Consider the following 24,730-nt stretch of genomic DNA (forward strand, 5'->3'; position numbering starts at 1 on the left):
ACGCCGCTCCCGCGAAATCCGATCCTCACAACCGAGTCAATCCGTCGCACCACTTGTGTATATGCCCTAGCGTCATGACGGGGAGAAGATGCCGGCAGGCAGATGAGGGGCAAACATTGGCCCCCGCCGCAGCATCGCCTTTCATCCGGGCCCTCGCTCCCTTTCACAGAACTGTCGCCAATCCGTTCAAATAGTTTCATCCGATTGTAAAGCCGCTGACATGCGGTTCGCCAATGGTCCGCTCGCGAGGAACGATGAGTCGCGACACCGGCACCGGAGGCAGGATTTGGCTGACATTCGAAGCACGCTTACCAGGCGTTCTTTTCTCCTATCCGGCGGCGCTGCCGGCCTTGCCGCTTCTTCCGGCCTTGCGACCCCTTTCTATGCGCGCGGCTACGGGCGGCCGGAATTCCTGCACGGCGTGCAGTCCGGCGATGTCGATCCGCAATCGGGGATGATCTGGACGCGGGTCGATCGTCCGGCCCGCGTCGCGGTCGAATATTCGACCACCGAAAGCTTCTCGACCGCCATCCGGCTCCCCGACATCGACGTGACGCCGCAGACGGATTGCGCGGTGAAGTGCCAGCTCGACAAACTCCTGCCGGACCAGGACATCTTCTATCGCTTCACCGCGACCGATCTCTATGACGCCAATCGCGTTTCCGAGCCGATCGTCGGGCGCTTCCGCACCGCGCCCTTGCGGCGACGTTCGGTACGCTTCGCCTGGTCCGGCGACACGGCCGGCCAGGGCTGGGGCATCGACGAGGTCGGCATGAAGACCTATTCGACCATGCGCCTGCACGAGCCGGATTTCTTCATCCATTCCGGCGACACGATCTATGCCGACAATCCGATCCCCGACGAGATCAAGCTACGTGACGGTGGCATGTGGAAGAACCGGATCGTCACGGCCGAGAAGCGCGACGTCGCCCGCACGCTTGGCGAATATCGCGGCCAGTGGAAATACAATCTGCTCGACGAGCATGTGCGGGGCTTGAACGCCGTCTGCCCGACTTTCTATCAATGGGACGACCACGAGGTCCTGAACAATTGGTCGGCCTCCACCGATCTTCGCGACGATCCGCGCTATCCGGAGAAGGATGTAACGGTCTATGCGGCCCGTGCGGCGCGCGCCTTCCATGAGATGACGCCGATCCGCACGCTGCCGACGCAGCCGGGGCGGATCTTCCGCAAGATCGCCTATGGACCGCTGCTTGACGTGTTCTTCGTCGACCTGCGCTCCTATCGCGGTCCCAACCAGGGCGGCGAGGCCGGGCTCTTCGGCTGGCGGCAGATGGATTGGCTGAAACGCGCGCTTGCCGCCTCGCGCGCCACCTGGAAGGTGATCGCCTGCGACATGCCTATCGGCCTCGTCGTCTGGGACGACTATTCGAGGAAGCGCGGCTCGGACGCGATCGCCAATGGCGACAATGGCGCTCCCGGCGGCCGCGAGACGGAATTTGCCGATCTCCTGCGCTTCATCCGCGACAATGCGATCGACAATATCGTCTGGCTGACGGCGGACGTGCATTACACGGCCGCGCATCACTACGATCCGTCGCGCGCCGCCTTCAAGGATTTCCTGCCCTTCTGGGAATTCGTCTCAGGCCCGCTCCACTCCGGCACCTATGGCCCGAAGGAACTCGACATGACCTTTGGGCCGCAGGTGCGCTTCATCAAGGCGTCGGCCGGCGGTATCGACAGCAACCTGCCACCCTCGGCCGGCCTGCAATTCTTCGGCATCGTCGATATCAACGGCCAGACCGAGCAGTTGACCGTGCGGCTGATGGACCGCCAGGATCAGGAACTGTGGCGCGTAACGCTCGACCCGGCAGCCGTCGCTTGAGATCGCAGCGTCCCATGCAGCCCTGCTGTGCACGCCGGCCCCCTTTCGCAATCGCAAAAAAACCTGTATGAGCGCGGCAACTGAAAAAGCGGTACCCGCCTTGTTGCGCGTGGCCAGAGCTTTCCGAGATACACAATGAGCATTCGTAACATCGCGATCATCGCGCACGTCGACCATGGGAAGACCACGCTCGTTGACGAACTTCTGAAGCAGTCGGGCTCGTTCCGCGAAAACCAGCGGGTTGCCGAACGCGTCATGGATTCCAACGATCTGGAAAAGGAACGCGGCATCACCATTCTCGCCAAGGCGACCTCGGTCGAATGGAAAGGGACGCGCATCAACATCGTCGACACCCCCGGCCACGCCGACTTCGGCGGCGAGGTCGAGCGCATCCTGTCGATGGTGGACGGCGCGATCGTGCTGGTCGATGCCTCCGAGGGCCCGATGCCGCAGACCAAGTTCGTCGTCGGCAAGGCGCTCAAGGTCGGCCTGAAGCCGATCGTCGCGATCAACAAGATCGATCGGCCGGACGGCCGCCACGAGGAAGTCATCAATGAGGTCTTCGACCTCTTCGCTGCGCTCGACGCGACCGACGAGCAGCTCGACTTCCCGATCCTCTACGGTTCGGGTCGCGACGGCTGGATGAACGTCAATCCCGAAGGTCCGAAGGACCAGGGAATGGGCCCGTTGCTCGATCTGGTGTTGAAGCACGTGCCGGAGCCGACGGTCGCCGAAGGCCCGTTCCGGATGATCGGCACGATCCTGGAAGCCAACCCCTTCCTCGGCCGCATCATCACCGGCCGCGTCCACTCCGGTTCGATCAAGCCGAACCAGGCGGTGAAGGTGCTGGGCCAGGATGGCAAGCTGCTTGAAAGCGGGCGCATTTCCAAGATCCTCGCCTTTCGCGGCATCGAACGTCAGCCGATCGAGGAGGCCCATGCCGGCGACATCGTCGCCATTGCCGGGCTCACCAAGGGCACCGTCGCCGACACCTTCTGCGATCCTTCGGTGGCCGAGGCACTGACAGCCCAGCCGATTGATCCGCCGACAGTCACCATGTCCTTTATCGTCAACGACAGCCCGCTGGCCGGTACCGAAGGTGACAAGGTGACGAGCCGCGTCATCCGCGACCGTCTGTTCAAGGAAGCCGAGGGCAACGTCGCGCTGAAGATCGAGGAATCCTCCGAAAAGGATTCCTTCTACGTCTCCGGGCGCGGTGAATTGCAGCTCGCCGTGCTGATCGAAACCATGCGCCGCGAAGGTTTCGAACTCGCCGTCTCGCGTCCGCGCGTCGTCATGCACAAGGACGACAACGGCCAGTTGCTCGAGCCGATCGAGGAAGTCGTCATCGACGTCGACGAGGAGCATTCCGGCGTCGTCGTGCAGAAGATGTCGGAGCGCAAGGCCGAAATGGTCGAGCTGCGCCCCTCCGGCGGCAACCGCGTTCGCCTGGTGTTCTTTGCGCCGACCCGCGGCCTGATCGGCTACCAGTCGGAACTTCTGACCGACACGCGCGGCACGGCGATCATGAACCGCCTGTTCCACGACTACCAGCCCTTCAAGGGCGAGATCGGTGGCCGCGTCAACGGCGTGCTGCTCTCCAACGATGCCGGCGAGTCCGTGGCTTACGCCATGTTCAACCTCGAGGATCGCGGCCCGATGATCATCGAGGCGGGCGAAAAGGTCTATGCCGGCATGATCATCGGCATTCACACCCGTGACAACGATCTGGAAGTCAATGTTCTGAAGGGCAAGAAGCTCACCAACATGCGTGCCGCCGGCAAGGACGAAGCCGTTCGCCTGACGCCGCCGATCCGCATGACTCTGGAGCGCGCGCTTTCATGGATCCAGGACGACGAGCTTGTCGAAGTCACGCCGAAATCGATCCGGCTCCGCAAGATGTATCTCGATCCGAATGAGCGCAAGCGCTTCGAAAAATCCCGCACCGCCGGCGCGGCGTAAATCTCGAGAAAATCGACAGATGCATGAGAACCCCGGAGCGATCCGGGGTTTTTTGCTGTGTGTGTCTTTCGCGGCCGGCTTGCGGATAAAGTTAAAAACGCGTTAACCTTCGCGTGGATGCCGTTAAAGTTGCCTGTGGGTTAACGCGGCGCAGTACTCTGGCGGGATTCCGGTTCGCCGTGTCGTGTGATTAGAGTCAGGTCATGAAGACTGTTTCGATCGAGGTCAGGCCCGGAGAGCCGCATGAGGCGGCGGCAATCGCCGATGTGCATCGCGTTTCCTGGCTGCAGGCCTATGGCGGTCTCATCCCGCACCGCCCGCTGGTCAAAATGGTCAACCGGCGCGACGAGACCTGGTGGAGAAAGGCGACGCGCGGGCCGGCGACCTTGCTCGTCGTCGACGTGGCGGGAAAGATAGCCGGCTATGCGACGCTGGGTTTGAGCCGCGCACGGGCACTGCCGCAGGAAGGCGAGATCTACGAGATCTATCTTCGCCCGGAATATCAGGGCCTCGGTCTCGGGCGCATGCTGTTCGGCGAGGCGAAAAGCCTTTTGAAATCGCTCGGTTGCGAGGGGATGGTCGTCTGGTGCCTCGAAGAGAGCGAGCTCGCCTATAACTTCTTCCTGTCGGCCGGCGGTCGCGACGTTGCCGAGGGCATGGAGGATTTCGGCGAAAAATACCTGAAGAAGGTCGGCCTCGTCTGGAAATAGACGCCCTCGGCGTATCCTCCCCAAGACTCACGCTACGCAGACTTATCCAGATAGCCTTTCCCCAGACAAAAATCCGGTCTGCCCCTATTTGGCCGCGACGCCTGCCTACAGCAATTCCGACTGCCCGGACGAAAGTCATGTTGCATCGCGGCATGTTTCCCTTTATCCGACGGGCGACTTTTCAACGGCCCTGGAGGTGCTCATGCGGATCGACGCGATTTCCATCGGAAAAAACCCACCGGAAGATGTCAACGTGATTGTGGAAGTGCCGGTCGGCGGCCACCCGATCAAGTACGAGATGGACAAGGAAGCCGGCACGCTGGTCGTTGACCGCTTCCTCTATACGCCGATGACCTATCCGGGCAACTACGGCTTCGTCCCGCACACGCTTTCCGACGACGGCGATCCGATCGACGTGCTGATCTGCAATACCCGCCCGCTGGTGCCGGGCTGCGTCATCAACGTCCGCCCAATCGGCGTGATGATGATGGAAGACAATTCCGGCCACGACGAGAAGATCATCGCGGTGCCGTCGGCTCACCTCACCCAGCGGTACGACAAGGTTCATGACTACACCGACCTGCCGGAAATCACCTTGAAGCAGATCGAGCATTTCTTCGAGCACTACAAGGACTTGGAGCCCGGCAAGTGGGTGAAGATCTTCGGCTGGAAGGATGCGGGCGTCGCCAAGCAGCTGATCCGCGAAGCGGTCGAGCGCGCCAAGGCGAAGAAGTAACTACAGCGCCGCGCGCCCCAGGCGCGCAAAGGTCGCTGTAGCACTTTGAATTGCTACTCTCCGACGATCTCGGTGAGACGCTTCTGAATAGCCTCCGGGTCGGCTTCGATCCGGAGGATTTTTTTGCGCTGCGTGTCGCCGGAGACGAGCGCTATCCGATTCTTTGCAAGGCCGAACGCCTTGGCCAGCAGGCCGATCAAGGCATCGTTCGCTTTGCCCTTCTCCGGCACTGCGCGCACTCTGACCTTCAGGTGCTCCTCGCCGTCCGCCGCGATTTCGAAACCGTCGATCGCATCACGGCCGCCATTCGGCGTCAGCCGCACCGTCAGGCGTAGATGGTCGCCGAAGCCGGTCAGCGCGGCGCGCGCCATGTCAGCGGATCAGCGCCGGCGCGATCGTCGTGTTCAGGAACAGCTGGATGAAATAGAGGATCACCAGGACGACGAGCGGCGAGAGGTCGACGCCGCCCATATCCGGCAGGAAACGGCGAATCGGCCGGTAGAGCGGCTCGGTCAGCTGGTAGAGCGAGCGGCCGATCATGTTGATCGCCTGGTTGTTCACGTTGATCACGTTGAAGGCATAGAGCCAGGAGAAGATCGCCGACGCGATGATCAGGAACCACGCGATGTTGATGATGAAATTCAAGGTGCCGATGACAGCAATCATGCCCGTCTCCAAATCTTTGTCGCCAGACATGTAGACATTGGGAACCAAACGAGCAAGTACGACACTCACCGCCCGCGCCATCATGTTTAACGATGCGGGGCGCGCTATTTGCCTCGAGGAGTGCTTCCGCCATGCCGGCCGTCCACAATACGCATCGCTTTGCCGCTTTTCGGCATGTGGGTTATCGGCGTTATTTCTTCTCGCGCTTCCTCGCCTATTTCGCCGTGCAGATCCTCTCGGTCTCGGTTGGCTGGCAGATCTACGACCTGACGCGCGATCCTTTCGCGCTTGGCCTGATCGGCCTCTTCCAGTTCCTGCCGTCGCTTGTCCTCATCCTCGTCACCGGCAGTGTGGCGGATCGCTATAATCGCCGCGTCATTATGGGGCTCTGCATGCTCGTCGGCACGCTCTGCGCCGCGGCACTGCTGACCCTCACGGTAACGGGGCTGTTCGCTCCCTGGCCGGTCTACGGCATCCTCATCGTCTTCGGCATCGAGCGGGCCTTTCTGACGCCCGCCGCGCAATCGCTGGCGCCCAATCTGGTGCCGGCCGAGGATCTGCCGAACGCGATCGCCTGGAATTCGAGCTCGTGGCAGACGGCGACGATCGTCGGGCCGGTGGTCGGCGGGCTGATCTACGGCTTCGGTCCGTCCGTACCCTATACCGTCAGCCTTTGCTTCTTCGCGGCTGCGGCGCTGATGGTGTTCGCCGTACCGAAGCCTGCGCAACGCTCGCCCGCCTCGGCACAGAACTGGCAGACGATCACCGCCGGCTTCCGCTATATCAAGGCCGAGAAGGTCGTGCTCGGGGCGATCTCGCTCGACCTTTTCGCCGTACTGCTCGGCGGTGCGGTGGCGCTGATGCCAGTCTTTGCGCGCGACATCCTGGTGCTCGGGCCATGGGGACTGGGCCTGTTGCGTGCCGCGCCGGGGGTCGGCGCTGTCGGCATGGCCGTCTGGCTCGCCGCCCACCCGATCCGCAATCGCGCAGGCCTCTCGATGTTCATCGGCGTCGCGCTGTTCGGCCTGGCGACAGTCGTCTTCGGCCTGTCGGCGACGCCATGGATCTCGATCGCCGCGCTCGTCGTCATGGGGGCGGCGGACATGATCTCGGTCTATGTCCGCGAGAGCCTGATCGCGCTCTGGACGCCGGACGAGTTGCGCGGCCGCGTCAATGCCGTCAACGCGGTGTTTGTCGGCGCCTCCAACGAGCTCGGCGAGTTTCGCGCCGGCACGATGGCATCCGGCTTCGGCGCCGTCTTCGCCGTCGTCTTCGGCGGGCTCGGCACGCTCTTGGTATCGCTGCTCTGGGCGGCAGGTTTTCCGCAATTGCGGCGGATCGACAGGCTGGATGTGCCGGAGGGGGAGCGTACAGGGTGATCAGCGGGAAGCCGCAAAAACCCCTCCCCAACCCCTCCCCACAGGTGGGAGGGGCTTTTGGCGCCCGCTGCGGCCGACTACCATTTCCAAAGAATCGAAGCCTACTGCAACGATCGAGAGAGGCGAAAAGGGTGCGACAGGTTAAGCCCCTCCCACCTGTGGGGAGGGGTTGGGGAGGGGTAAACTGGGTTTTCCCTTGTCGCCGTCGCGCAAGAAGATCAGTTCGAGAAAATTCTCCATCCAGGTCCGCAACGGGTGATCGTGAACCATTCGGCCCTCGAGATGCGCCTTGCCCAGCTGGGCGCCGGGCAGCACGAAGCGGTGGGCGCCGTGCACCACCCAGCGATGCATCATCGCCCGCGTCAGTTCGCCGTGAAACTGGATGCCCCAGGCGTTCTCGCCATAGCGGAAGGCCTGGTTCGGATAGGTGTCGCCGGTTGCCAGCAGCTCGGCCCCCCTGGGGAGATCGAAGCCTTCGCGGTGGAAATGATAGACCATGGCCGGCCAATCGAGCAGCGCCTTGCCGGCTTCGGTGGCCTCGAGCGGATACCAGCCGATTTCTGTCATGCCCTCGTGGTGGGGCGCGACCTTGCCGCCGAGATTGCGGGCCAGCATCTGGGCGCCGAGGCAGATGCCGAGATAGGGCTTGTTTTCGAGGAGCGGCACCGACAGCCAGTCGATCTCGCGGCGGACGAATTCCTCCTCGTCGTTGGCGCTCATCGGGCCGCCGAAGACGATCGTTCCCGAATGGCCCTCGAGCGTCGACGGCAGTTCGTCGCCAAGCGCCGGGCGGCGGATATCGAGCGAAAAACCCTTCTGCTCGAGAATATGGCCGACGCGGCCTGCGCTCGACCGCTCCTGGTGGAGGACGACGAGGATCGGTCTGTTGGCGTCGCGGGCGTCTGGCGGCATCGTCAGCCTTCCTGTTGTGCCTCGTTCTCCTCCTCAACCATGTCGATCTTGGCGGCTGCTTCCTGCCGTTTCAAGACCCGGTCTCGTCCGGATACGCCGAGCAGATCGGCGATCCGCCAGATTGCGTGATCCTCCATTTCGCTGCGCGCGCCGTCGGCATAGACGATGTCCCACAGCATGCCGACAAGCTCGACGCGCTGCTCTTCGGACAGGTGGCGCTTGATCTCGGAGGTGAAGCGGTAGAAGTCGATCGCTTCGCTCTCGGCGGTTTCGCCCGCCGCGACCAGCGCGTTGAGGGCGGCATCGTCGAGCCTGTAATGCTCCTTGATGATCTTGCGCATCTTGCGGCGCTCGGACGTACGGATGGCGCCATCCGCCTCCATCACCTGGAAGCAGAGCCCGATGACGGCGACGCGCGGATCGTCCTTGTCGATCCGCGCCGCCGGACCCTTCAGTTCTTCGAGAAACGCTCGAAACCGTTCAAACATGCCTTGTGCCCACAGCCCCGTGAAACCAGAATTCAGAACAGCCGGAAGCTGGCCTTGTTGCCGTCCTCAACCGCCCCGTCGCGAACACCCGGATCGTCCGGTGGCCGCCCGAAGAAGGGCGCTGCCTCTTCGTCCTCTGCGGCGGTCCCCTCGCTCTTGGACGGCGGGGCGGCGGTTTCCTTCCGCTCCGGCACGGTTATCGCAGTCGGTGTCGGGATTGGGCGTTCCGCTTCCAGCACGGGCCCGTTTTCCTCAGCCTTGGGCGTTGCTGGCGCTTCTCGTACCGCCACCGGATGCTCGGGTGCGACCGGCGGCAGGCTGCGGATTGCCTCGTCGACACTGACGCGACCCTCTTCGGTGGTGCCGGCAAGCGGCGAGGGTGGCTCCTTCCATTCGAAGGCATCGAGCCGGCCGCTGACCGGCGACACCGGCAGCCAGGTTGGCGAGGTCACGCCATCGGCAGTCCAGGCCGGATCGCGCGGGCTCCTGAGCGCCTGCGCCATCCAGTGGCGGATGCGGCCCTCGTCGCCGGTATCGGCCTCCTCGATGTCGGCGATGAGCAGGAAGATGCTCTCGCTTGGCGCCAGCCGGGCGGCGGCTTCGGCCTTGCTTCGGGCGAGCGCCAGCTCGCGCGCCTCGAGCGCAGCCTCGGCGACGGTTGCCAGGCTGACGGCATTGTTGCCGCGCAGCGTTTCGAGCCTCTTGGCCCGCTTCAGCCGGTCGACGGCGGAATCGCCGCCGCGGGCACGGACATAGAGCCGCGCCAGTTCCGGATGGGGGTCCTGTTTCCAGACCTTCTCGAGGACCGAAGCGCCCTTGCGCAGGTTGTCCTCGCGAAACAGCGCCTTGGCGGCGGTAAGCGCTGCCGGCACCAGCCGGTCGTCGAGCTTCAAGGCGGCGAGCGCGTCGTCGCGAGCGGCTTTCGGGTCGGCTTCGAGCTTGCCCGTCGCCCGGGCGGTGAGCAGCACGGCCTTCTTCCGGTTCGCTTCCTTCTTGTCGAGGACGTTGGCGGTGCGGCTCTGGTCGAGGAGACGGATCGCTTCGTCCCATTGACCCGCCTGGCTGCGCTGGTCGAGGGTCGCAAGCGTTGCCCAGGACAGGTGCGGCGCCTTTTCGGCAGCGCGTTCGGCATATTGACGGGCGGCCTCGTTGGCGCCCAACCGCTTCGCCTCGAGATAGAGGCCGCGCAAGCCGAGCTCGCGGGTCTCCGGGTCATCCGCCATCAGCTCGAATTTCTTGCGCGCGTCGTCGTATTTGCCTTCGATCAGCGCCGTCTGGGCCTCGAGCAGATGGATCAGCGGCTCCTGATCGGCGCTGATGAGGCCGCGGGTCCGGCCCGCCATCTTGCGCGCCAGCGCCGCGTCGCCGGCGCCCGCCGCGATCAAACCGGTCGAGAGGGCCTGATAGCCGCGGTCGCGTTTGCGGGCGCGGAAGTAGCGCGTCACGGTGTGCGGCGACAGCCAGAGCGTGCGGATCAGCCAGGCGACGATCAGGATCGCGGCGAACAGCGAGATCAGGATCGTGGCGGCGCGCATCAGGCTCATCTCGATCAGCTGGCCCTGCCAGATCAGCGACAGCTCTCCCGGTCGGTCCGCAAGCCAGGCAAAGCCGAGCGCCAGGGCGAGGACGAGCAGGATGAAGAACAGTATCCGGACCATGTCGTCTTCTTCCTTCTCTAGCCTTGCGTGCCGGTTCGCGTCATGGTCGCCGCCACGGCGGCGTCAATGGCCGTCTCGACGCGCAGACGCCGGTCGAGCTTCGCCTTGAAATTCTGGCCGGCAGTCTTCGCCGCGTCGGGAAGGCCATCCCATTCGAGCGAAGCGCCCTTGAGATCGCCGTTGTTGAGCTTGTCCTCGATGCGGGCGACCACCGCCTCCGGCGTGTCGCCCTCGACGCTGCCGACCGGGCGGACGCGAATACCGGACAGGGCGCTCGAATAGAGCCGGGCGAAGATGCCCTCGTTCGGGTCGGGTTGATTGAGGGCATCGAGCATCGTCGTGGCCGTCGCCGGAAATTCGCTGCGCAAGTCCGTTCGCGTGGCGACGCCGGTCTTGGCGTCCTCGGCCAGTTCCTTCACTGCCGCGTCCTCGGGTGCGATGCTGCGCAGCGCATCGAGTTCGGCGAGGAACGGTCCGCCGCGATCGATGGCGGTCTTCAACGCGGTGACGGCGACGGCCTTGGCCATTTCGATGTCGTTGACCGGCTCATTGAGCTTCTGCTCCGCCTGGTCGATGCGGCCGGCAAGCTCGGCCTTGGCGGTATCCGCCGACTGCCGGGCATCGGCAAGGTCGGTTTTCAGGGCCGCGATTTCCTTGGTCAGGTTGGCGACCTCTGCCTGGAGCGCCGTGACGTCGGGTGCATTCGCACCGGCGGGCGCTTGCGCCGCCTGTTCCAGGGCGGCAAGGCGGCCCTCCAACGGAGCGATATCGACCGCGCCTGCGGGGGCGGCCGGGCGCGATTGAAGCTCGGCCTTGATCGCCTCGATTTCGCTGGTCAGATTCTGTTCGACCGATCCATTGCCGCGATCCGGCCCGGGTGCCGGGACGTAGCCGGCATATTGCAGCACGCCGGCGCCGAGAAGTGCGATGAGACCGCCAAGGATGCCGGCGGCAAGTGCGCCGGCGCTTGTCGCCTTCCTTGCCATCGGCTCGGGTGTCGAGTTTGCGAGATGTGGAGGCTCCTCGTCGAAAGCGGCGGCGGCAGCGTCGGCGCGCTCGTCTTCCCTTTCCGCTTCCTCGCCGCCATCCTTGTCGGCCGTGTTCGGCTTGACGCCGTCGATTTCGGCGTCGCTCGCCACCGTATCCGTCGTGTCCGGCACCGCAGTCGCCGAAATCTCCGCCGGCTCATCGGTCACCGGCTCCTGACTGGCGATCGCCTCCGCCTCTTCGGTGACGGTTCTTTCCGCCTCGAGGTCGATCGTCAGCGGTTCCTTCTCCGGTTGCGAGCGGCGCGGCCGCTTTTCCGATACCATGGTGACCTCTTATCGTTCTGTCGGGCTCTCAAAGCCAAACCTAGTCAGGGAAGCTCGACAGGGAAAGTCCCTGCGGCCCGTTTTTGCGGCATTTGCCTCAGATGACCTCAGCGGCGCCCGGGACGTCAGCGGAAAATCGGCGTCGCCTTTGCTGATCCCGTCTCAAAGGAGGCCCAACAGGCGATCCTCGTCGGGCGCCGCTGCAACGTCGGCAGCAGCGCTGGTGGGCAGCACATCTTGGACGGACGCACTCAGGCAAAGGTAACGTGCGGAAAAGCCGGCGCAATCAAGGCCGCTTTCGCCGATGAGCGCGACGAGGCGCCGAGCCGTCTCGCGCGAATACAGCAGCACCGCGTCGAACGGGACGGACTGCACAAGGGCGGGCAGCGTTTCCGGCGCGTGGTCGATCGCGCCCATCCGGTAGCATTCGACGGTGACGTGATCTATCCCCCGCTCACGCAGCGCATGCTCGAAACCATCGGCGCGCGGCAAGCCGGCGAAATAGAGCAGCGATCCGGTCTCCGGCTCGAGGAAGCCCGCAACCGTCTCCGCCAGCGCTTCGCCCGTTCCGGCCCCGACCCGGATGTCCCTGAAGCCGAGATCGGCGGCGACGCGCGCCGTCGCGGCGCCGACGGCGAAAAACGGTGTCGCCAGATGCGCCTGAAGATCGGGACCGAGCCCGGCCAGAACACGGACGGCCTCGGCACTGGTCACGGCAATGGCGTCATGCGGCCGCGCGAAGCCGGCGCGCACCGCGGCGACGAAATGCTGCGCCTGCATCAGCGGCAGGACGATCGCCGTATGTCCCATCGCCTCAAGCTTCCGCGCCGTTCTTTCGGCTGCGGGTCGCGGTCGGGTGACGAGGACGCGCATCGCTCAGGTCCAGCTCGAAAAGAACCCCGGCCCCGCCTTGTCGCGGATCTGTTCGCCGGCCTTGCGCCCAAGTTCGGTCGCATCCTGGGCCTTGCCGTCGATCTCGACGCGATGCGAGGTGGCGCCGTCAGGCGTCAGGATCATCCCCGAGAAGCGGATATACGTGCCGTCCGATTGGGCGTAGCCGGCAATCGGCGTGCGGCAGGAGCCGTCGAGCGTCGCCAGGAAGCCGCGCTCGCAGGCGACCGCCTCATGGGTGCGCGGGTCGTCGATGGCGGCAAGCAGCGCGTTGACGCGGTCGTCGCCGTCACGGCTTTCGATGCAGATCGCCCCCTGGGCCGGCGCCGGCGGAAATTCCTTGGGGTCGAGCAGTTCGGTCGGCACGTCGGTCATGCCCAACCGCTTCAACCCGGCAAAGGCAAGCAGGGTGCCGTCGACCTGGCCCTCGGCGAGCTTGCGCAGCCGTGTTTCCACCTGGCCGCGATAGGTGATGACGTTGATATCGGGCCTCAGCCGCCGGATCAGCGCCTGGCGCCGCAGCGACGACGAGCCGACGGTGGCGCCCTCGGGCAGCTCGACCAGCCTCGGTGCTGTGCGGCCGACGAAGGCGTCGCGAATGTCCTCGCGCGGCAGGAAGGCGGAGAGAAACAGGCCGTCGGGCAGCTTGGTCGGCATGTCCTTCGACGAGTGGACGGCGAAGTCGAGATCGCCAGAGAGGAGCTGCTGCTCGAGTTCCTCGGTGAACAGGCCCTTGCCGCCGATCTCCGCGAGCGGCCGGTCGGTGATCCGGTCGCCCTTCGTCGACAGCACGACGACCTCGAACATTTCCGGCGGCAGCCCATGGGCGGCGGCCAGCCGGTCGCGCGTCTCATGGGTCTGGGCGAGCGCCAGCGGGCTGCCGCGGGTGCCGATGCGGAAAGGTTTTGTTTGCATCCTTGACCATCCGTTGTTACTGCATGGTCCCTTAAATCGGAATGGGTTTAAGGAAAAACCATGCAGCACTTCAAAGCGTTACAGCGTCCTTTGTACGCCTGAGAGACGCGCGGCGCCGTATGAATTCCGTGTACCCAGCTTTCCGGGTGTCCGCAATCTTTGAGTATACCACGTCATGTCCCCGCCTTTGCGCATCCTCGGCATTGAGACAAGCTGCGATGAAACCGCGGCTTCCGTCGTGCTGCGCGATGAAGAAGGAGCCGGGCGGATCCTCGGCGACGTGGTGCTGAGCCAGCTCGAGGAGCACAGCGCCTATGGCGGCGTCGTGCCCGAGATCGCCGCGCGCGCCCATGTCGAGGCGCTCGATACGCTGATCGCGGAAGCGCTGCTGCGCGCCGGCGTGACGCTTGAGGAAATCGACGCGATCGCTGCGACAAGTGGTCCCGGCCTGATCGGCGGCCTGATCGTCGGGCTGATGACCGGCAAGGCGATCGCCCGGGCGACCGGCAAGCCGCTCTATGCGGTCAATCACCTCGAAGGCCATGCGCTGACGGCGCGGCTGACCGACGGGCTCTCCTTTCCCTATCTGATGCTGCTCGTCTCGGGCGGCCACACGCAGTTGATCCTGGTCAAGGGCGTCGGCGATTACGAGCGCTGGGGCACGACGATCGACGACGCGCTCGGCGAGGCCTTCGACAAGACGGCGAAGCTGCTCGGCCTGCCCTATCCGGGCGGTCCGGCCGTGGAGCGGGCGGCCCGCACGGGCAATCCCGAACGCTTCGACTTCCCGCGGCCGCTCGTCGGCGATGCGCGGCTCGATTTCTCCTTCTCCGGGCTGAAGACGGCAGTGCGCCAGGCGGCGCAATCGCTGGAGCCGGTCGAGGAACAGGATATCGCCGACATCTGTGCCTCGTTCCAGCGCGCCATCGCGCGGACGCTCAAGGATCGCGTCGGTCGCGGGCTGAAGCGCTTCAAGGCGGACTATGCGTCGGTCGACCAGCCGGCGCTCGTCGTTGCCGGAGGTGTCGCCGCCAACCAGACGCTGCGGGCGACGCTGCAGGCGCTCTGCGACGCGCACGGCTTCCGCTTCATCGCGCCGCCGCTTGAGCTTTGCACCGACAATGCGGCGATGATCGCCTGGGCAGGGGCCGAACGCCTGGCAGCAGGCTTGCCGGCGGACGGGCTCGATGTCGCGCCGCGCTCCCGTTGGCCGCTCGACACCCGGGCACAGGCATTGATCGGCTCCGGCAAGCGCGGCGCCAAGGCATGACGGACAGAAGATGAGTGACAATCCAACGATCGCCCCCAAGATCGTCGTCGTCGGTGCGGGCGCCTTCGGAACGGCGCTCGCGGCGGTGGCGGCGGCAAGCGCCAATGCGAATGTGACGCTGCTGTCGCGACGCGAGGAAGTGGCGGAAGAATGCCGCCGGACCGGCCGCAACGAAAGAGCCTTGCCGGGCATAGCGCTTCCGGCCGGCCTTGGCTTTTCCTCCGAGGCCGCCGCACTTGCGGGAGCCGATATCGTGCTTTTCGCCATGCCGTCGCAGGAGCATCGGGCCGCAGCGCAGCAATACGGCACGGCGATCGGCGCCGATGCGACGATCGTCACCTGCGCCAAGGGGATGGAACAATCGACCGGCCGGCTCCTGACCGAACTGCTCGCGGAGGAACTGCCCGGCCACCGGATCGGCGTCCTCTCGGGACCCGGCTTTGCCGCCGACATCGCCAAGGGCCTGCCGACCGCGATGGTGGTCGCCGCGCCCGACATGGCCGTAGCGACTGAACTGGCCGAAGCGCTTTCCGGACCGACCTTCCGCCTCTACCCGTCGACCGACCGCATCGGCGTTCAGCTCGGCGGCGCGCTCAAGAACGTGCTGGCGATCGCCTGCGGCATCGTCGAAGGGGCTGGCCTCGGCGATTCGGCCCGTGCAGCGCTGATCTCCCGCGGCCTTGCGGAAATGTCGCGTTTTATCGCCGCCAGAGGCGGCGAGGCCGATACGGTGCGCGGCCTGTCGGGGCTCGGCGACCTGGTGCTGACGGCGACCAGCCATCAGTCGCGCAACCTGCGCTTCGGCATTGCGCTTGGTAAGAACGGCCGCGCCGACGGGCGCGGCGCCGAGCTTGTCGAGGGCGCCTTCGCGGCGTCAGTGGCGGCGCGGGTGGCCGGGGATCTCGGCATCGAGATGCCGATCACCGAGGCCGTTGCGGCCATTATCGACGGCAAGCTCGACGTCCGCACCGCTCTCGAACAGCTGATGTCGCGGCCGATCACCCAGGAATGATCGCCACCCAGCAATAAACTCTTCAGGAGGAACCATGCTCTTCGCACTCATCTGCACGGACAAGCCGGGCGCCCTGCAGCTCAGGCTCGATACGCGGCCCGACCACCTCGCCTATCTCAACGACCTTAACGTCAAGGGCATCCTGAAGATTGCCGGCCCCTTTCTCGGTGAAGACGGCAAGCCGACCGGAAGCCTGGTGATCGTCAAGGCCGAAACGATCGACGCCGCGAAGGCGATCGCCGAAGCCGACCCCTATGCCAAGGCGGGCCTGTTCGCCAATGTCGAGATCAAGGCCTACAACTGGGTCTTCAACAATCCGGAGGCTTGAGGGGCGATGGCGCATTGGCTCTACAAATCCGAACCGAACAAATGGTCCTGGCAGATGCAGAAGGACGCCGGCGAGAAGGGCACCGAATGGACCGGCGTGCGCAATTATCTGGCCCGCAACAACATGCGGGCGATGAAGATCGGCGACAAGGGCTTCTTCTACCATTCCAACGAAGGGCTGGAGATCGTCGGCATCACCGAGGTCTGTGCGCTTTCGCATCCGGATTCGACGGCCGAGGGTGACGCCCGCTGGGACTGCGTCGATATCCGCGCCGTAAGGGACATCCCGCGGCCGGTCTCCCTGAAGGAGATCAAGGAAAACCCCACGCTCGCCAAGATGTCGCTGGTGACCTCGATGCGCCTTTCCGTCCAGCCGGTGACCGAGGACGAGTGGATCGAGGTCTGCCGCATGGGCGGGCTCGACAATCCGCCGAAGTAGTTTGTTTTTCCGCGTGATTTATCCGAAAACCGGTTCCCACTTTTCGGATCACGCTTGAGAGTCCCCGTTTGAAAACCGATCCGGAAAGCTTCATCCGCGCCAATACCGGCATTCTCTCGCCGCCGCATGTGCCCGAGATCCGCCTGCACCTCGCGAGCGAAGCGCATGACCTGTGGCTGAAGACCGAGGAGGAACTGGAGGCGATCGGCCTGCCGCCGCCCTTCTGGGCCTTCGCCTGGGCCGGCGGGCAGGGCCTCGCCCGCTATGTGCTCGATCATCCGGATACCGTCCGCGGCCGTTCGGTCGTCGATTTCGCCTCCGGCTCGGGCCTTGTCGCCATTGCCGCCATGCTGGCCGGGGCTGCCGAGGTTCTCGCCGTCGACATCGACCCCTGGACCGAAACTGCCGTGCGCCTCAATGCGGAACTGAATGGCGTTCCGGTCGGCTTCCTCGGCAGGGACATCATCGGCCACGAGCGCGCCGCCGACGTCTATCTTGCCGGTGACGTCTTCTACGACAAGGGCTTTGCCGACCTGCTTCAGCCGTGGTTCGACACGCTCCAGCGTGCCGGCGCCGTGGTCGTCGTCGGCGATCCGGGGCGCGCCTATTGCCCGCGTGACCAGCTGACGGCGCTTGCGACCTATGAGGTGCCGGTGACAAGAGCGCTGGAGGATAGCGAAGTGAAGCGGACGACCGTCTGGCGGTTCGGCGCGGGTGATGCTGCCAATCAAGGTCCGCCGGCGCGGGTGATCGGTTGAGAAAAACCGCGATCGGGGATGACAAGCCGCCTCGTTTGGTGTATGTGCCGCCCCGGTTCGGGTAGTTGCCCGTCGACCATCAACAAAGAATGGTGAAACCGCTCCTGCCTGAAAAGGCAAGGCCCGAAGGAAACCGACGGGCCGGTCGAGAGCGCTCTGGCTGTTTCAGAAGAAAGCAAAGGTTAGACCGATGAACATCATTGAGCAGTTGGAAGCCGAACAGGCCGCCAAGATCGCCGCCAAGCGCACCCTCCCCGATTTCTCCGCCGGTGACACCGTCCGCGTCAACGTCCGCGTCGTCGAAGGCAGCCGTACCCGTGTCCAGGCTTATGAAGGCGTCTGCATCGCCCGTTCCGGCGGCGGCCTCAACGAGAGCTTCACCGTCCGCAAGATCTCCTACGGCGAAGGCGTCGAGCGCGTATTCCCGGTTTACTCGCCGCTCGTCGAAAGCGTCGAAGTGGTTCGCCGTGGTAAGGTCCGCCGCGCCAAGCTCTACTACCTGCGCGATCGTCGCGGCAAGTCGGCCCGTATCGTCGAGAACACCGGCACGCGCGCCCGCAAGCTGAACGAAGCCGAGCGCCAGGCCGTTGCCGAAGAGAAGGCGCGCATCGAGGCTGAAAAGGTTGCAGCCGCCCAGGCGCTCGCCGCCGAGAAGGCAGCCGCCGAGGCCGCCGAAAAGGCAGCAGCCGAAGCAAAGGCAGCGGAAGCCGCCGCGGAATAAGTTTTCAAATCCTCGGATTTACGGAAAGGCGGCCTCCTGGCCGCCTTTCTTTTTTAGCACTATCTGCTTGTCTTCCCGACGAAATTCGTGACATTTTCGGTCGCCACAATTTTCGGGAGCTTCTTCCAATGACAATCCGCCGCCACGTGCTCGCGGGCATCGCCGCTGCCCTCGCCGTTCCCTTCGCATTCTCCGCGCCCGCAGTCGCGAGCGACCTGCCGGATCTCGGCGGCAAGACGGTGGTCGTGGTCACCGAGAATGCCTATCCGCCGCTGCAGTTCGTCGACCCGAAGTCCGGCCAGGCGGTCGGCTGGGAATATGACGCGATGAACGAGATCGCCAAGCGGCTGAACTTCCAGGTCGAGTACCAGAACACCAGTTGGGATGCGATGATCCAGTCGGTCTCCGATGGCCAGTATCAGATCGGCATGACCGGCATCACCATCAAGGACGACCGCAAGGAGAAGGTCGACTTCTCCGATCCCTATATGCGCTCGCAGCAGTTCATGCTGGTGCGCGCCGACGAGACGCGCTTCAAGGACGCCAAGAGCTTCGCCGCGGTCGAAGACGGGCTTGTCGGCGCCCAGCCCGGCACCTCGCCCTTCTACACGGCCGTCTACGAGATCCTCGACGGAAACGAGCAGAATCCGCGCATCAAGCTGTTCGAAACCTTCGGAGCCACGGTGCAGGCGCTGAAGGCCGGAGACGTCGACCTGGTGCTCACCGACAGCGTCGCCGCGAAGGGCTATGTCGACGCGTCCGAGGGCAAGCTCAAGGTCGTCGGCGAGCCGCTCGGCACCGAGGATTTCGGTTTCATCTTCCCGAAGGGATCCGATCTCGTCCAACCGGTCAACGCCGCCATCAAGGCGCTGAAGGACGACGGCACCTTCGACGCGCTCAACAAGAAATGGTTCCTCGACTACAAGATGGGCGGCTGATCGCCAGGTCCTGACCCAAAAATGGCGCCGGTGCAATCATCCGACACGTCCGAGAAGGGCGACTATCCCTGGTGGCTGGTCGCCCTTCTCGTAATCGCCGTGGCGCTCGCCGCGGTCATCGTCACCAACGAAATCTTCACCCAGGTCTTCACCGTTGTCCTCAAAGGCCTCGGCGTCACCGTCTTCGTGACGCTGGTCGGCTTCGCGCTGGCGACCCTGCTTGGCCTCGGCGTTGCACTGATGGCGCTTTCCGAGCACCCAGCGCTGCGCCAGATCGCGCGCTTCTACACCGAGGTCATCCGCGGCGTGCCGATCCTCGTGCTGCTCTTCTACATCGCCTTCGTCGGCGCGCCGGCGCTGGTCGTGGCCGTGAACTTCCTGGCGGCGCCGCTGATCACCTGGGGCTTTATGGAACCGCTCGTCGTTCGTGATATCTCGCTGATGTGGCGGGCGATCATTGCCCTGATGATCGGCTATTCGGCCTTCATCGCCGAGGTGTTCCGCGCCGGCATCCAGTCGGTCGACAAGGGACAGGTGGAAGCGGCCAAGACGCTGGGGCTGACGCGTTACCAGCGCTTTCGCCTCGTTGTTTTTCCGCAGGCGATCCGTGTCATCCTGCCGCCGCTCGGCAACGACTTCGTGGCGATGGTCAAGGATTCCTCACTCGTCTCGGTGCTCGGCGTCGCCGACATCACGCAGATGGGCAAGGTCTACGCCTCCGGCTCGTTTCGCTTCTTCGAGACCTATTCGATCGTCGCCTATGTCTATCTGATCCTGACGATCGGCCTGTCGCTGGCCCTCCGGGGGCTTGAACGGCGGCTGAGAAGGGCTGAGGCGCGGTAGATCCGTTCCCTTTGTACGCCGCTCCAACCCCGTCCGCTTGAGCGGCGAGCGGGGAGAGGTTGGGACGCCCATGCCTGCCGCGGGCTTGCGGTCGATTGCTTCAGCCGCTATCCCCGAAGCGACTGCATGTTTCCTTAGATCGCAGCCGGTTTAAGGAAACATGCAGCAATTCAAAGGGCTAGGGCGACCTTTGCGCGTCTGAATGACGCGCGGCGCTGTAGGCGGATACGAGGACGGGCCATGACTATTTTCCAGGCGTTGTTGCTTTTCGTTGCGGGATTCCTGTCCGGCGCCGTCAATGCCATTGCCGGCGGCGGCACGTTTCTCACCTTCGGCGCGATGACGCTTGGCGGCGTGCCGCCGATCGTCGCCAACGCCACGTCCTCGATCGTCCAGTTTCCCGGCTACGTCACCTCGGCGCTCGCCTATGCCAAGGAGATCCGCGCCGACCGCAGGAACGCCATTCTCCTCGGCGTCATATCGGCGATCGGCGGGCTCGCCGGCGCGCTTCTCCTGCTCTCGCTTTCCAATCCGTCGTTCCGCGCCATGGTGCCCTGGCTGCTGATTGCCGCGACGGCGATCTTTGCGGCCGGCCCTCTTTTGAAGGTGAAGGCCCGCAGCGATGAGCACCGGATCGGCCCGCTCGGCGTCGCGAGCCAGATGGCGACATCCGTCTATGGCGGGTTTTTCGGGGCCGGCATGGGCATTATGATGCTCGCGGTGCTCGGGCTTGCGACCGGCGGCAGTTACCACCGGCTGAATGCGCTGAAGAACTTCATCTCGATCGTCATCGCGCTGATCGCCATCCTCGTCTTCGCGGCGGGCGGCGTCGTTTCCTGGCTGCATGCGGCGATCATGGTGCCGGGTGCGGCACTTGGCGGCTATTGCGGCGTCTGGGCCGCCCGACGCGTTCCGCAGGCGGTCATTCGCTCGATCGTCGTCGCCGTCGGCCTGCTGCTCGCCGCCTATTACTTCTTCACCGGCTGAGCCGGATCACGCTCGACATTTTGATTGTGCTCCAGCAGATCGGGGCGGCGCTCCGCCGTCAGCCGCCGCGCTTCGGCCTCGCGCCATTTGGCGACGGCGCCGTGATTGCCGGAGGTCAGCACGGCCGGGATCTCCTGGCCTTCGAAAAGCTGCGGCCGGGTATAGTGCGGGTGCTCGAGCAGCCCGCCCTCGAAGCTTTCGTGCAGGCCGGACAATTCATTGCCCATCACCCCCGGCAGGATACGGACAATCGCGTCGAGCACGACCAGCGCCGCCGGTTCGCCACCGGAAAGGATGTAGTCGCCGATCGAGACCTCTTCGAGATTGCGTGTGTCGATCACCCGCTGGTCGACGCCCTCGAAGCGCCCGCAGACGATGACGACGCCGGGGCCGGCGGAAAGCTCGCGAACGCGAGCCTGTGTCAGGGGCCGGCCGCGTGGGCTCATCAGCAGGCGTGGACGGTCCTCATCCGCCGAGACCTGGTCGATGGCGCGGGCGAGCACATCCGGCTTCAGCACCATGCCGGCGCCGCCGCCGGCCGGCGTATCGTCGACCGTGCGATGCTTGTCCTCGGCGAAATCGCGAATCTGCACGGCCTCGATCGACCACTGGCCGCGCTCCAGCGCCTTGCCGGCGAGCGATGCGCCGAGATGGCCCGGGAACATCTCCGGATAAAGCGTCAGGACCGTCGCGCGAAAGGGCATCGTTAGACTAGAGCTCACTTGCGCTTCGTCGGGAATTGCTTGTCGAGGCTCTCGTCCTTGTCTTCGACGAGGCCGGCGGCAACCGGGTCGACCAGCAGCTTTCCCGCTTCTAGATCGATCTCCAGCACCGACCACTCGGTGAACGGGATCAGCACCGGCCGGCGGCCAGGGCCCTTGAGCTCCAGGAGATCGCCCGCGCCGAAGTCGAATACGCCGGTCACCGAGCCGTAGCTCTTGCCGGTGCCGTCGACCGCTTCGAGGCCCTCGAGATCGGCATAGAAGAACTCGTCTTCGTCGAGATCGTCGTCGGGGAGATTGTCGCGCTCGATGAACAACTCAAGGCCGTTCAGTGCTTCGGCCGCCGAGCGGTCGTTGATGCCGCGAAAGCGGACGATGACGACGTTCTTCGTTTCACGGACTTCCAGCACTTCGAAGACGCGGCCGTCCTCGCTGTGGAGATTGCCGTAGTCGCCGAGCGCCGTCGGATCGTCCGTAAAGGATTTCACCCGCACTTCGCCGCGCAGGCCTTGCGCCGCGCCGATCGTCGCCATCAGTACAGGGTTTTCGAGCTTCGTCATTCGGCATCCAGGCGGGCGGGGTTTGCTACCCGGTCCCGCTCCAATTCTTTCTACTGCATGTTTCCTTAAATCGTAGCCGATTTAAGGATAAAAACATGCAGCGATTCAAGGTGCTACAGCGTCCTCGGTGCGTCCGAAAATACGCACGGCGCTGTAGGTGCACATAAAGCAAAACGGGCGGCATGAAAATGCCACCCGTTCGCCACACCGTTTTGACGGTGATTATTCTGCGGCAGATTCCGCAGCGGCAGCGGCTGCGTCTTCAGCCTTCTGCTTGGCTTCGGCGGCGCGCTCCTGAGCCTTCTTGCCCGGTACAGCCTTGGTCGGGTTGCTGCGGGCAGGACGCTTGGCAAGGCCGGCCTGGTCGAGGAAGCGCAGGACGCGGTCGGTCGGCTGGGCGCCCTGGGCGATCCAGTGGCTGACGCGCTCGGCATTCAGCTCGATACGCTTTTCGTCGTCCTTGCTGAGCATCGGGTTCCAGGAGCCGATCTTCTCGAGGAAGCGGCCGTCACGCGGGCTGCGCGCATCGGCAACGACGATCTGGTAGTAGGGACGCTTCTTGGAACCGCCACGGGCGAGACGAATTTTCAGTGCCATTTCTATTACTCCTTGCAGGCTTTCTTGACCGCATCTTTCAAGCGGAACGGGTGGTGTCGGCGCTGCTCGCGGGCTGCGAGCGATCGGCGGCGATGGCTTCATGATGCCGGATGACTTCCTTGATGATGAAGTTCAGGAACTTCTCGGCGAAATCCGGATCCAGATTGGCATCCTTGGCGAGGCGCCGAAGGCGTTCGATCTGGTATTCTTCGCGCGCCGGATCGGCCGGCGGCAGCTTGTGCTTGGCCTTGAGAACGCCGACCGCCTGGGTGCAGCGGAACCGTTCGGCCAGCATGTGGACGAGCGCGGCATCGATGTTGTCGATCGACTGCCGGTAACCCGCCAATTCTTCTTTGATCTCGGGATCAAGCATTCGTCGCGATCCTCACTTCTTCTTGGGCCTCACTTCTTCTTGGGTAAACCGGGAAGACCCGGGAAACCGCCACCGAGGCCGGGCAGACCGCCTCCGGGCAAACCGCCGCCGCCGAGGCCCGGAAGGCTGCCGGGCTTGCCGAGACCGGCGGCTTCCGCCTGCTTCTGCAGCGCTTCGAGCTGTTTCGGGTCGAGCTTCGAGAGATCAGGCATACCGCCGCCCATTCCCCCGAGGCCCATCTTGTTGGCAAGGCCGCCCATCATCTGCTTCATCATGCCGCCTTTGCCCTTGCCGCCCATCATCTTCATCATGTCGGCCATCTGGCGGTGCATCTTCAGAAGCTTGTTGATGTCGGCGGCGTCGGTCCCGGAGCCGCTGGCGATGCGCTTCTTGCGCGAATGCTTGAGCAGGTCCGGATTGGCGCGCTCCGCCTTGGTCATCGAGGAGATGATGGCGAGCTGCCGTTTGAACAGCCTGTCGTCGAGGCCGGCGGCGGCCATCTTGTCCTTCATGCCGGCCATGCCGGGCATCAGCCCCATGATGCCGCCCATGCCGCCCATCTTCTGCATCTGGCGCAACTGGTCGGCGAGGTCGTTGAGGTCGAACTTGCCCTTCGCCATCTTGGCGGCCATGGCAGCCGCCTTCTCGGCGTCGATGTTTTCCGCCGCCTTCTCGACCAGCGAGATGATGTCGCCCATGCCGAGGATGCGGTCGGCAACGCGGCGCGGATGGAACTCCTCGAGCTCGTCCATCTTTTCGCCGACGCCGATCAGCTTGATCGGCTTGCCGGTCACGGCGCGCATCGACAGCGCCGCACCGCCGCGGCCGTCGCCGTCCATGCGGGTCAGCACCAGGCCGGTGATGCCGACGCGGTCGTCGAAGTTGCGGGCGAGATTGACGGCGTCCTGGCCGGTCAGCGCATCGGCGACGAGCAGGATCTCGTGCGGATTGGACTTCCGCTTGATCTCCGCCATCTCGATCATCAGCGGCTCGTCGATATGGGTGCGGCCGGCGGTATCGAGGATGACGATGTCATGGCCGCCGAGCTTGGCCGCCTGCACGGCGCGCGCGGCGATATCGGTCGGCGACTGGCCGGCGATAACAGGCAGCGTGTCGACGCCGGTCTGGACGCCGAGCTGGCGCAACTGCTCCTGGGCGGCCGGGCGGCGCGTGTCGAGCGAGGCCATCAGGACCTTCTTCTTGTCCCTGGTCGTCAGCCGCTTGGCGATCTTGCCGGTCGTCGTCGTCTTGCCCGAGCCCTGCAGGCCGACCATCATGACGACGACGGGGGCCGGCGCATTGAGGTCGATCGTCACGCCCTCGGAGCCGAGCATGGCGATGAGTTCGTCGTGGACGATCTTGACGACCATCTGGCCGGGCTTGATCGACTTCAGGATTTCGGCGCCGACCGCCTTCTCGCGGACCTTTTCGGTGAAGGAGCGCACGACGTCGAGCGCGACGTCGGCTTCGAGCAGCGCACGGCGAACCTCCCGGAGCGCCGCGGAAACATCAGCTTCCGACAGGGCGCCGCGGCCGGTCAGTCCATTCAATATGGAACCAAGACGGTCCTGGAGGCTCTCGAACATTCTCTCTTCCTTCTGGTTTCCGGTTGCGCCAGTGGCTCAGCCGGAAACGTGGGTTCCTTCGCACGGAAAACAAGACGCAAAGCCAAAAACCACCCGAGGGCGCAACGCGCTGTCGGGTGTT

General features: G+C 64.5%; 27 protein-coding genes. 14 read left to right on the top strand and 13 right to left on the bottom strand.

Going from position 1 to position 24,730, the window contains the following annotated elements; all coding sequences use genetic code 11:
- Positions 1-286: 286 nt before the first annotated feature.
- The 4 genes from NGR_RS27115 (at position 287) to ppa (ending at position 5,254) form a co-directional block, all read left to right on the top strand.
- A complete protein-coding gene (locus NGR_RS27115; protein WP_012709680.1) occupies positions 287-1,846 on the top strand; it encodes an alkaline phosphatase D family protein in 1,560 nt (519 codons plus the stop codon).
- A 135-nt stretch (positions 1,847-1,981) separates the two neighbouring features.
- Complete coding sequence (gene typA / locus NGR_RS27120) at positions 1,982-3,808, top strand: translational GTPase TypA (RefSeq protein WP_012709681.1); 1,827 nt, start codon at positions 1,982-1,984, stop codon at positions 3,806-3,808.
- A gap of 203 nt (positions 3,809-4,011) precedes the next feature.
- Positions 4,012-4,518, top strand: coding sequence for a GNAT family N-acetyltransferase (locus NGR_RS27125; RefSeq protein WP_012709682.1), 507 nt, complete (start codon positions 4,012-4,014; stop codon positions 4,516-4,518).
- Positions 4,519-4,720: 202 nt separating this feature from the next.
- Positions 4,721-5,254: an inorganic diphosphatase gene (gene ppa / locus NGR_RS27130; protein ID WP_012709683.1), complete on the top strand. Its 534-nt coding sequence runs from the start codon at positions 4,721-4,723 to the stop codon at positions 5,252-5,254.
- 53 nt (positions 5,255-5,307) lie between these two features.
- On the opposite strand, the gene NGR_RS27135 is transcribed toward ppa, so the two are convergent.
- On the bottom strand, positions 5,308-5,625 hold the full coding sequence (locus NGR_RS27135; RefSeq protein ID WP_012709684.1) for a DUF167 domain-containing protein: 318 nt from the start codon (positions 5,623-5,625) through the stop codon (positions 5,308-5,310).
- A 1-nt stretch (position 5,626) separates the two neighbouring features.
- The gene (locus NGR_RS27140) at positions 5,627-5,920 is read right to left on the bottom strand and encodes a YggT family protein (RefSeq protein WP_012709685.1); all 294 of its coding nucleotides are present in this window, start codon (positions 5,918-5,920) and stop codon (positions 5,627-5,629) included.
- 131 nt (positions 5,921-6,051) lie between these two features.
- On the opposite strand from NGR_RS27140, the gene NGR_RS27145 reads away from it, so the two are divergent.
- Positions 6,052-7,299, top strand: a complete 1,248-nt coding sequence (locus tag NGR_RS27145) for an MFS transporter (RefSeq protein ID WP_012709686.1) — start codon at positions 6,052-6,054, stop codon at positions 7,297-7,299.
- A gap of 141 nt (positions 7,300-7,440) precedes the next feature.
- Here NGR_RS27145 and NGR_RS27150 read toward each other — a convergent pair whose 3' ends face one another.
- The 6 genes from NGR_RS27150 to hemC form a co-directional block, all read right to left on the bottom strand.
- On the bottom strand, positions 7,441-8,211 hold the full coding sequence (locus NGR_RS27150; RefSeq protein ID WP_012709687.1) for a glutamine amidotransferase: 771 nt from the start codon (positions 8,209-8,211) through the stop codon (positions 7,441-7,443).
- A gap of 2 nt (positions 8,212-8,213) precedes the next feature.
- Positions 8,214-8,699 (bottom strand): TerB family tellurite resistance protein, encoded by a 486-nt coding sequence (locus NGR_RS27155; RefSeq protein ID WP_012709688.1) that lies wholly within the window; start codon positions 8,697-8,699, stop codon positions 8,214-8,216.
- A gap of 32 nt (positions 8,700-8,731) precedes the next feature.
- Positions 8,732-10,357, bottom strand: a complete 1,626-nt coding sequence (locus tag NGR_RS27160; RefSeq protein ID WP_012709689.1) for a heme biosynthesis protein HemY — start codon at positions 10,355-10,357, stop codon at positions 8,732-8,734.
- 17 nt (positions 10,358-10,374) lie between these two features.
- Complete coding sequence (locus tag NGR_RS27165) at positions 10,375-11,670, bottom strand: COG4223 family protein (protein WP_012709690.1); 1,296 nt, start codon at positions 11,668-11,670, stop codon at positions 10,375-10,377.
- A gap of 162 nt (positions 11,671-11,832) precedes the next feature.
- Positions 11,833-12,543, bottom strand: a complete 711-nt coding sequence (locus tag NGR_RS27170) for a uroporphyrinogen-III synthase (protein WP_012709691.1) — start codon at positions 12,541-12,543, stop codon at positions 11,833-11,835.
- Between the two features lie 3 nt (positions 12,544-12,546).
- Positions 12,547-13,476 carry a hydroxymethylbilane synthase gene (gene hemC / locus NGR_RS27175; RefSeq protein WP_012709692.1) on the bottom strand — a complete coding sequence of 310 codons (930 nt, stop codon included), beginning with the start codon at positions 13,474-13,476 and terminating at the stop codon, positions 12,547-12,549.
- A gap of 175 nt (positions 13,477-13,651) precedes the next feature.
- Here hemC and tsaD point away from each other — a divergent pair, with 175 nt between their 5' ends.
- The 9 genes from tsaD (at position 13,652) to NGR_RS27220 (ending at position 20,771) form a co-directional block, all read left to right on the top strand.
- Entirely contained in the window at positions 13,652-14,746 is a 1,095-nt protein-coding gene (gene tsaD / locus NGR_RS27180; RefSeq protein ID WP_012709693.1) for a tRNA (adenosine(37)-N6)-threonylcarbamoyltransferase complex transferase subunit TsaD, read from the top strand.
- 10 nt (positions 14,747-14,756) lie between these two features.
- Positions 14,757-15,758: an NAD(P)H-dependent glycerol-3-phosphate dehydrogenase gene (locus NGR_RS27185; RefSeq protein ID WP_012709694.1), complete on the top strand. Its 1,002-nt coding sequence runs from the start codon at positions 14,757-14,759 to the stop codon at positions 15,756-15,758.
- A 34-nt stretch (positions 15,759-15,792) separates the two neighbouring features.
- On the top strand, positions 15,793-16,086 hold the full coding sequence (locus NGR_RS27190; RefSeq protein WP_012709695.1) for a YciI-like protein: 294 nt from the start codon (positions 15,793-15,795) through the stop codon (positions 16,084-16,086).
- Positions 16,087-16,092: 6 nt separating this feature from the next.
- A complete protein-coding gene (locus NGR_RS27195) occupies positions 16,093-16,524 on the top strand; it encodes an EVE domain-containing protein (protein ID WP_012709696.1) in 432 nt (143 codons plus the stop codon).
- A 68-nt stretch (positions 16,525-16,592) separates the two neighbouring features.
- A complete protein-coding gene (locus NGR_RS27200; RefSeq protein WP_012709697.1) occupies positions 16,593-17,282 on the top strand; it encodes a class I SAM-dependent methyltransferase in 690 nt (229 codons plus the stop codon).
- Between the two features lie 190 nt (positions 17,283-17,472).
- A complete protein-coding gene (rplS, locus tag NGR_RS27205) occupies positions 17,473-18,003 on the top strand; it encodes a 50S ribosomal protein L19 (RefSeq protein WP_012709698.1) in 531 nt (176 codons plus the stop codon).
- A 128-nt stretch (positions 18,004-18,131) separates the two neighbouring features.
- A complete protein-coding gene (locus tag NGR_RS27210; protein ID WP_012709699.1) occupies positions 18,132-18,941 on the top strand; it encodes a basic amino acid ABC transporter substrate-binding protein in 810 nt (269 codons plus the stop codon).
- A 21-nt stretch (positions 18,942-18,962) separates the two neighbouring features.
- The gene (locus NGR_RS27215) at positions 18,963-19,784 is read left to right on the top strand and encodes an amino acid ABC transporter permease (protein WP_012709700.1); all 822 of its coding nucleotides are present in this window, start codon (positions 18,963-18,965) and stop codon (positions 19,782-19,784) included.
- 240 nt (positions 19,785-20,024) lie between these two features.
- A complete protein-coding gene (locus NGR_RS27220; protein ID WP_012709701.1) occupies positions 20,025-20,771 on the top strand; it encodes a sulfite exporter TauE/SafE family protein in 747 nt (248 codons plus the stop codon).
- On the opposite strand, the gene trmD is transcribed toward NGR_RS27220, so the two are convergent.
- The 5 genes from trmD to ffh form a co-directional block, all read right to left on the bottom strand.
- Positions 20,753-21,475: a tRNA (guanosine(37)-N1)-methyltransferase TrmD gene (gene trmD / locus NGR_RS27225; protein ID WP_012709702.1), complete on the bottom strand. Its 723-nt coding sequence runs from the start codon at positions 21,473-21,475 to the stop codon at positions 20,753-20,755. The two genes, NGR_RS27220 and trmD, sit on opposite strands and share 19 nt — an antisense overlap.
- A 14-nt stretch (positions 21,476-21,489) precedes the next feature.
- Positions 21,490-22,053 (bottom strand): ribosome maturation factor RimM, encoded by a 564-nt coding sequence (gene rimM / locus NGR_RS27230; RefSeq protein WP_012709703.1) that lies wholly within the window; start codon positions 22,051-22,053, stop codon positions 21,490-21,492.
- Between the two features lie 222 nt (positions 22,054-22,275).
- Positions 22,276-22,650 carry a 30S ribosomal protein S16 gene (gene rpsP / locus NGR_RS27235; protein WP_012709704.1) on the bottom strand — a complete coding sequence of 125 codons (375 nt, stop codon included), beginning with the start codon at positions 22,648-22,650 and terminating at the stop codon, positions 22,276-22,278.
- A 37-nt stretch (positions 22,651-22,687) separates the two neighbouring features.
- The gene (locus NGR_RS27240) at positions 22,688-23,023 is read right to left on the bottom strand and encodes a chorismate mutase (RefSeq protein ID WP_012709705.1); all 336 of its coding nucleotides are present in this window, start codon (positions 23,021-23,023) and stop codon (positions 22,688-22,690) included.
- A 29-nt stretch (positions 23,024-23,052) separates the two neighbouring features.
- Positions 23,053-24,609 (bottom strand): signal recognition particle protein, encoded by a 1,557-nt coding sequence (gene ffh / locus NGR_RS27245; protein WP_012709706.1) that lies wholly within the window; start codon positions 24,607-24,609, stop codon positions 23,053-23,055.
- Positions 24,610-24,730 lie beyond the last annotated feature (121 nt).

The organism is Sinorhizobium fredii NGR234 (genome assembly GCF_000018545.1).
Taxonomy (GTDB): Bacteria; Pseudomonadota; Alphaproteobacteria; order Rhizobiales; family Rhizobiaceae; genus Sinorhizobium; species Sinorhizobium fredii_A.

Bases quoted from the DNA above. Each gene is read 5' to 3' on its own strand.
- typA (WP_012709681.1), top strand. From the start codon at position 1,982: ATGAGCATTCGTAACATCGCGATCATCGCGCACGTCGACCATGGGAAG.
- NGR_RS27125 (WP_012709682.1), top strand. From the start codon at position 4,012: ATGAAGACTGTTTCGATCGAGGTCAGGCCCGGAGAGCCGCATGAGGCG.
- ppa (WP_012709683.1), top strand. From the start codon at position 4,721: ATGCGGATCGACGCGATTTCCATCGGAAAAAACCCACCGGAAGATGTC.
- NGR_RS27135 (WP_012709684.1), bottom strand. From the start codon at position 5,625: ATGGCGCGCGCCGCGCTGACCGGCTTCGGCGACCATCTACGCCTGACG.
- NGR_RS27140 (WP_012709685.1), bottom strand. From the start codon at position 5,920: ATGATTGCTGTCATCGGCACCTTGAATTTCATCATCAACATCGCGTGG.
- NGR_RS27145 (WP_012709686.1), top strand. From the start codon at position 6,052: ATGCCGGCCGTCCACAATACGCATCGCTTTGCCGCTTTTCGGCATGTG.
- NGR_RS27150 (WP_012709687.1), bottom strand. From the start codon at position 8,211: ATGCCGCCAGACGCCCGCGACGCCAACAGACCGATCCTCGTCGTCCTC.
- NGR_RS27155 (WP_012709688.1), bottom strand. From the start codon at position 8,699: ATGTTTGAACGGTTTCGAGCGTTTCTCGAAGAACTGAAGGGTCCGGCG.
- NGR_RS27160 (WP_012709689.1), bottom strand. From the start codon at position 10,357: ATGGTCCGGATACTGTTCTTCATCCTGCTCGTCCTCGCCCTGGCGCTC.
- NGR_RS27165 (WP_012709690.1), bottom strand. From the start codon at position 11,670: ATGGTATCGGAAAAGCGGCCGCGCCGCTCGCAACCGGAGAAGGAACCG.
- NGR_RS27170 (WP_012709691.1), bottom strand. From the start codon at position 12,543: ATGCGCGTCCTCGTCACCCGACCGCGACCCGCAGCCGAAAGAACGGCG.
- hemC (WP_012709692.1), bottom strand. From the start codon at position 13,476: ATGCAAACAAAACCTTTCCGCATCGGCACCCGCGGCAGCCCGCTGGCG.
- tsaD (WP_012709693.1), top strand. From the start codon at position 13,652: ATGTCCCCGCCTTTGCGCATCCTCGGCATTGAGACAAGCTGCGATGAA.
- NGR_RS27185 (WP_012709694.1), top strand. From the start codon at position 14,757: ATGAGTGACAATCCAACGATCGCCCCCAAGATCGTCGTCGTCGGTGCG.
- NGR_RS27190 (WP_012709695.1), top strand. From the start codon at position 15,793: ATGCTCTTCGCACTCATCTGCACGGACAAGCCGGGCGCCCTGCAGCTC.
- NGR_RS27195 (WP_012709696.1), top strand. From the start codon at position 16,093: ATGGCGCATTGGCTCTACAAATCCGAACCGAACAAATGGTCCTGGCAG.
- rplS (WP_012709698.1), top strand. From the start codon at position 17,473: ATGAACATCATTGAGCAGTTGGAAGCCGAACAGGCCGCCAAGATCGCC.
- NGR_RS27210 (WP_012709699.1), top strand. From the start codon at position 18,132: ATGACAATCCGCCGCCACGTGCTCGCGGGCATCGCCGCTGCCCTCGCC.
- NGR_RS27215 (WP_012709700.1), top strand. From the start codon at position 18,963: ATGGCGCCGGTGCAATCATCCGACACGTCCGAGAAGGGCGACTATCCC.
- NGR_RS27220 (WP_012709701.1), top strand. From the start codon at position 20,025: ATGACTATTTTCCAGGCGTTGTTGCTTTTCGTTGCGGGATTCCTGTCC.
- trmD (WP_012709702.1), bottom strand. From the start codon at position 21,475: ATGCCCTTTCGCGCGACGGTCCTGACGCTTTATCCGGAGATGTTCCCG.
- rimM (WP_012709703.1), bottom strand. From the start codon at position 22,053: ATGACGAAGCTCGAAAACCCTGTACTGATGGCGACGATCGGCGCGGCG.
- rpsP (WP_012709704.1), bottom strand. From the start codon at position 22,650: ATGGCACTGAAAATTCGTCTCGCCCGTGGCGGTTCCAAGAAGCGTCCC.
- NGR_RS27240 (WP_012709705.1), bottom strand. From the start codon at position 23,023: ATGCTTGATCCCGAGATCAAAGAAGAATTGGCGGGTTACCGGCAGTCG.
- ffh (WP_012709706.1), bottom strand. From the start codon at position 24,609: ATGTTCGAGAGCCTCCAGGACCGTCTTGGTTCCATATTGAATGGACTG.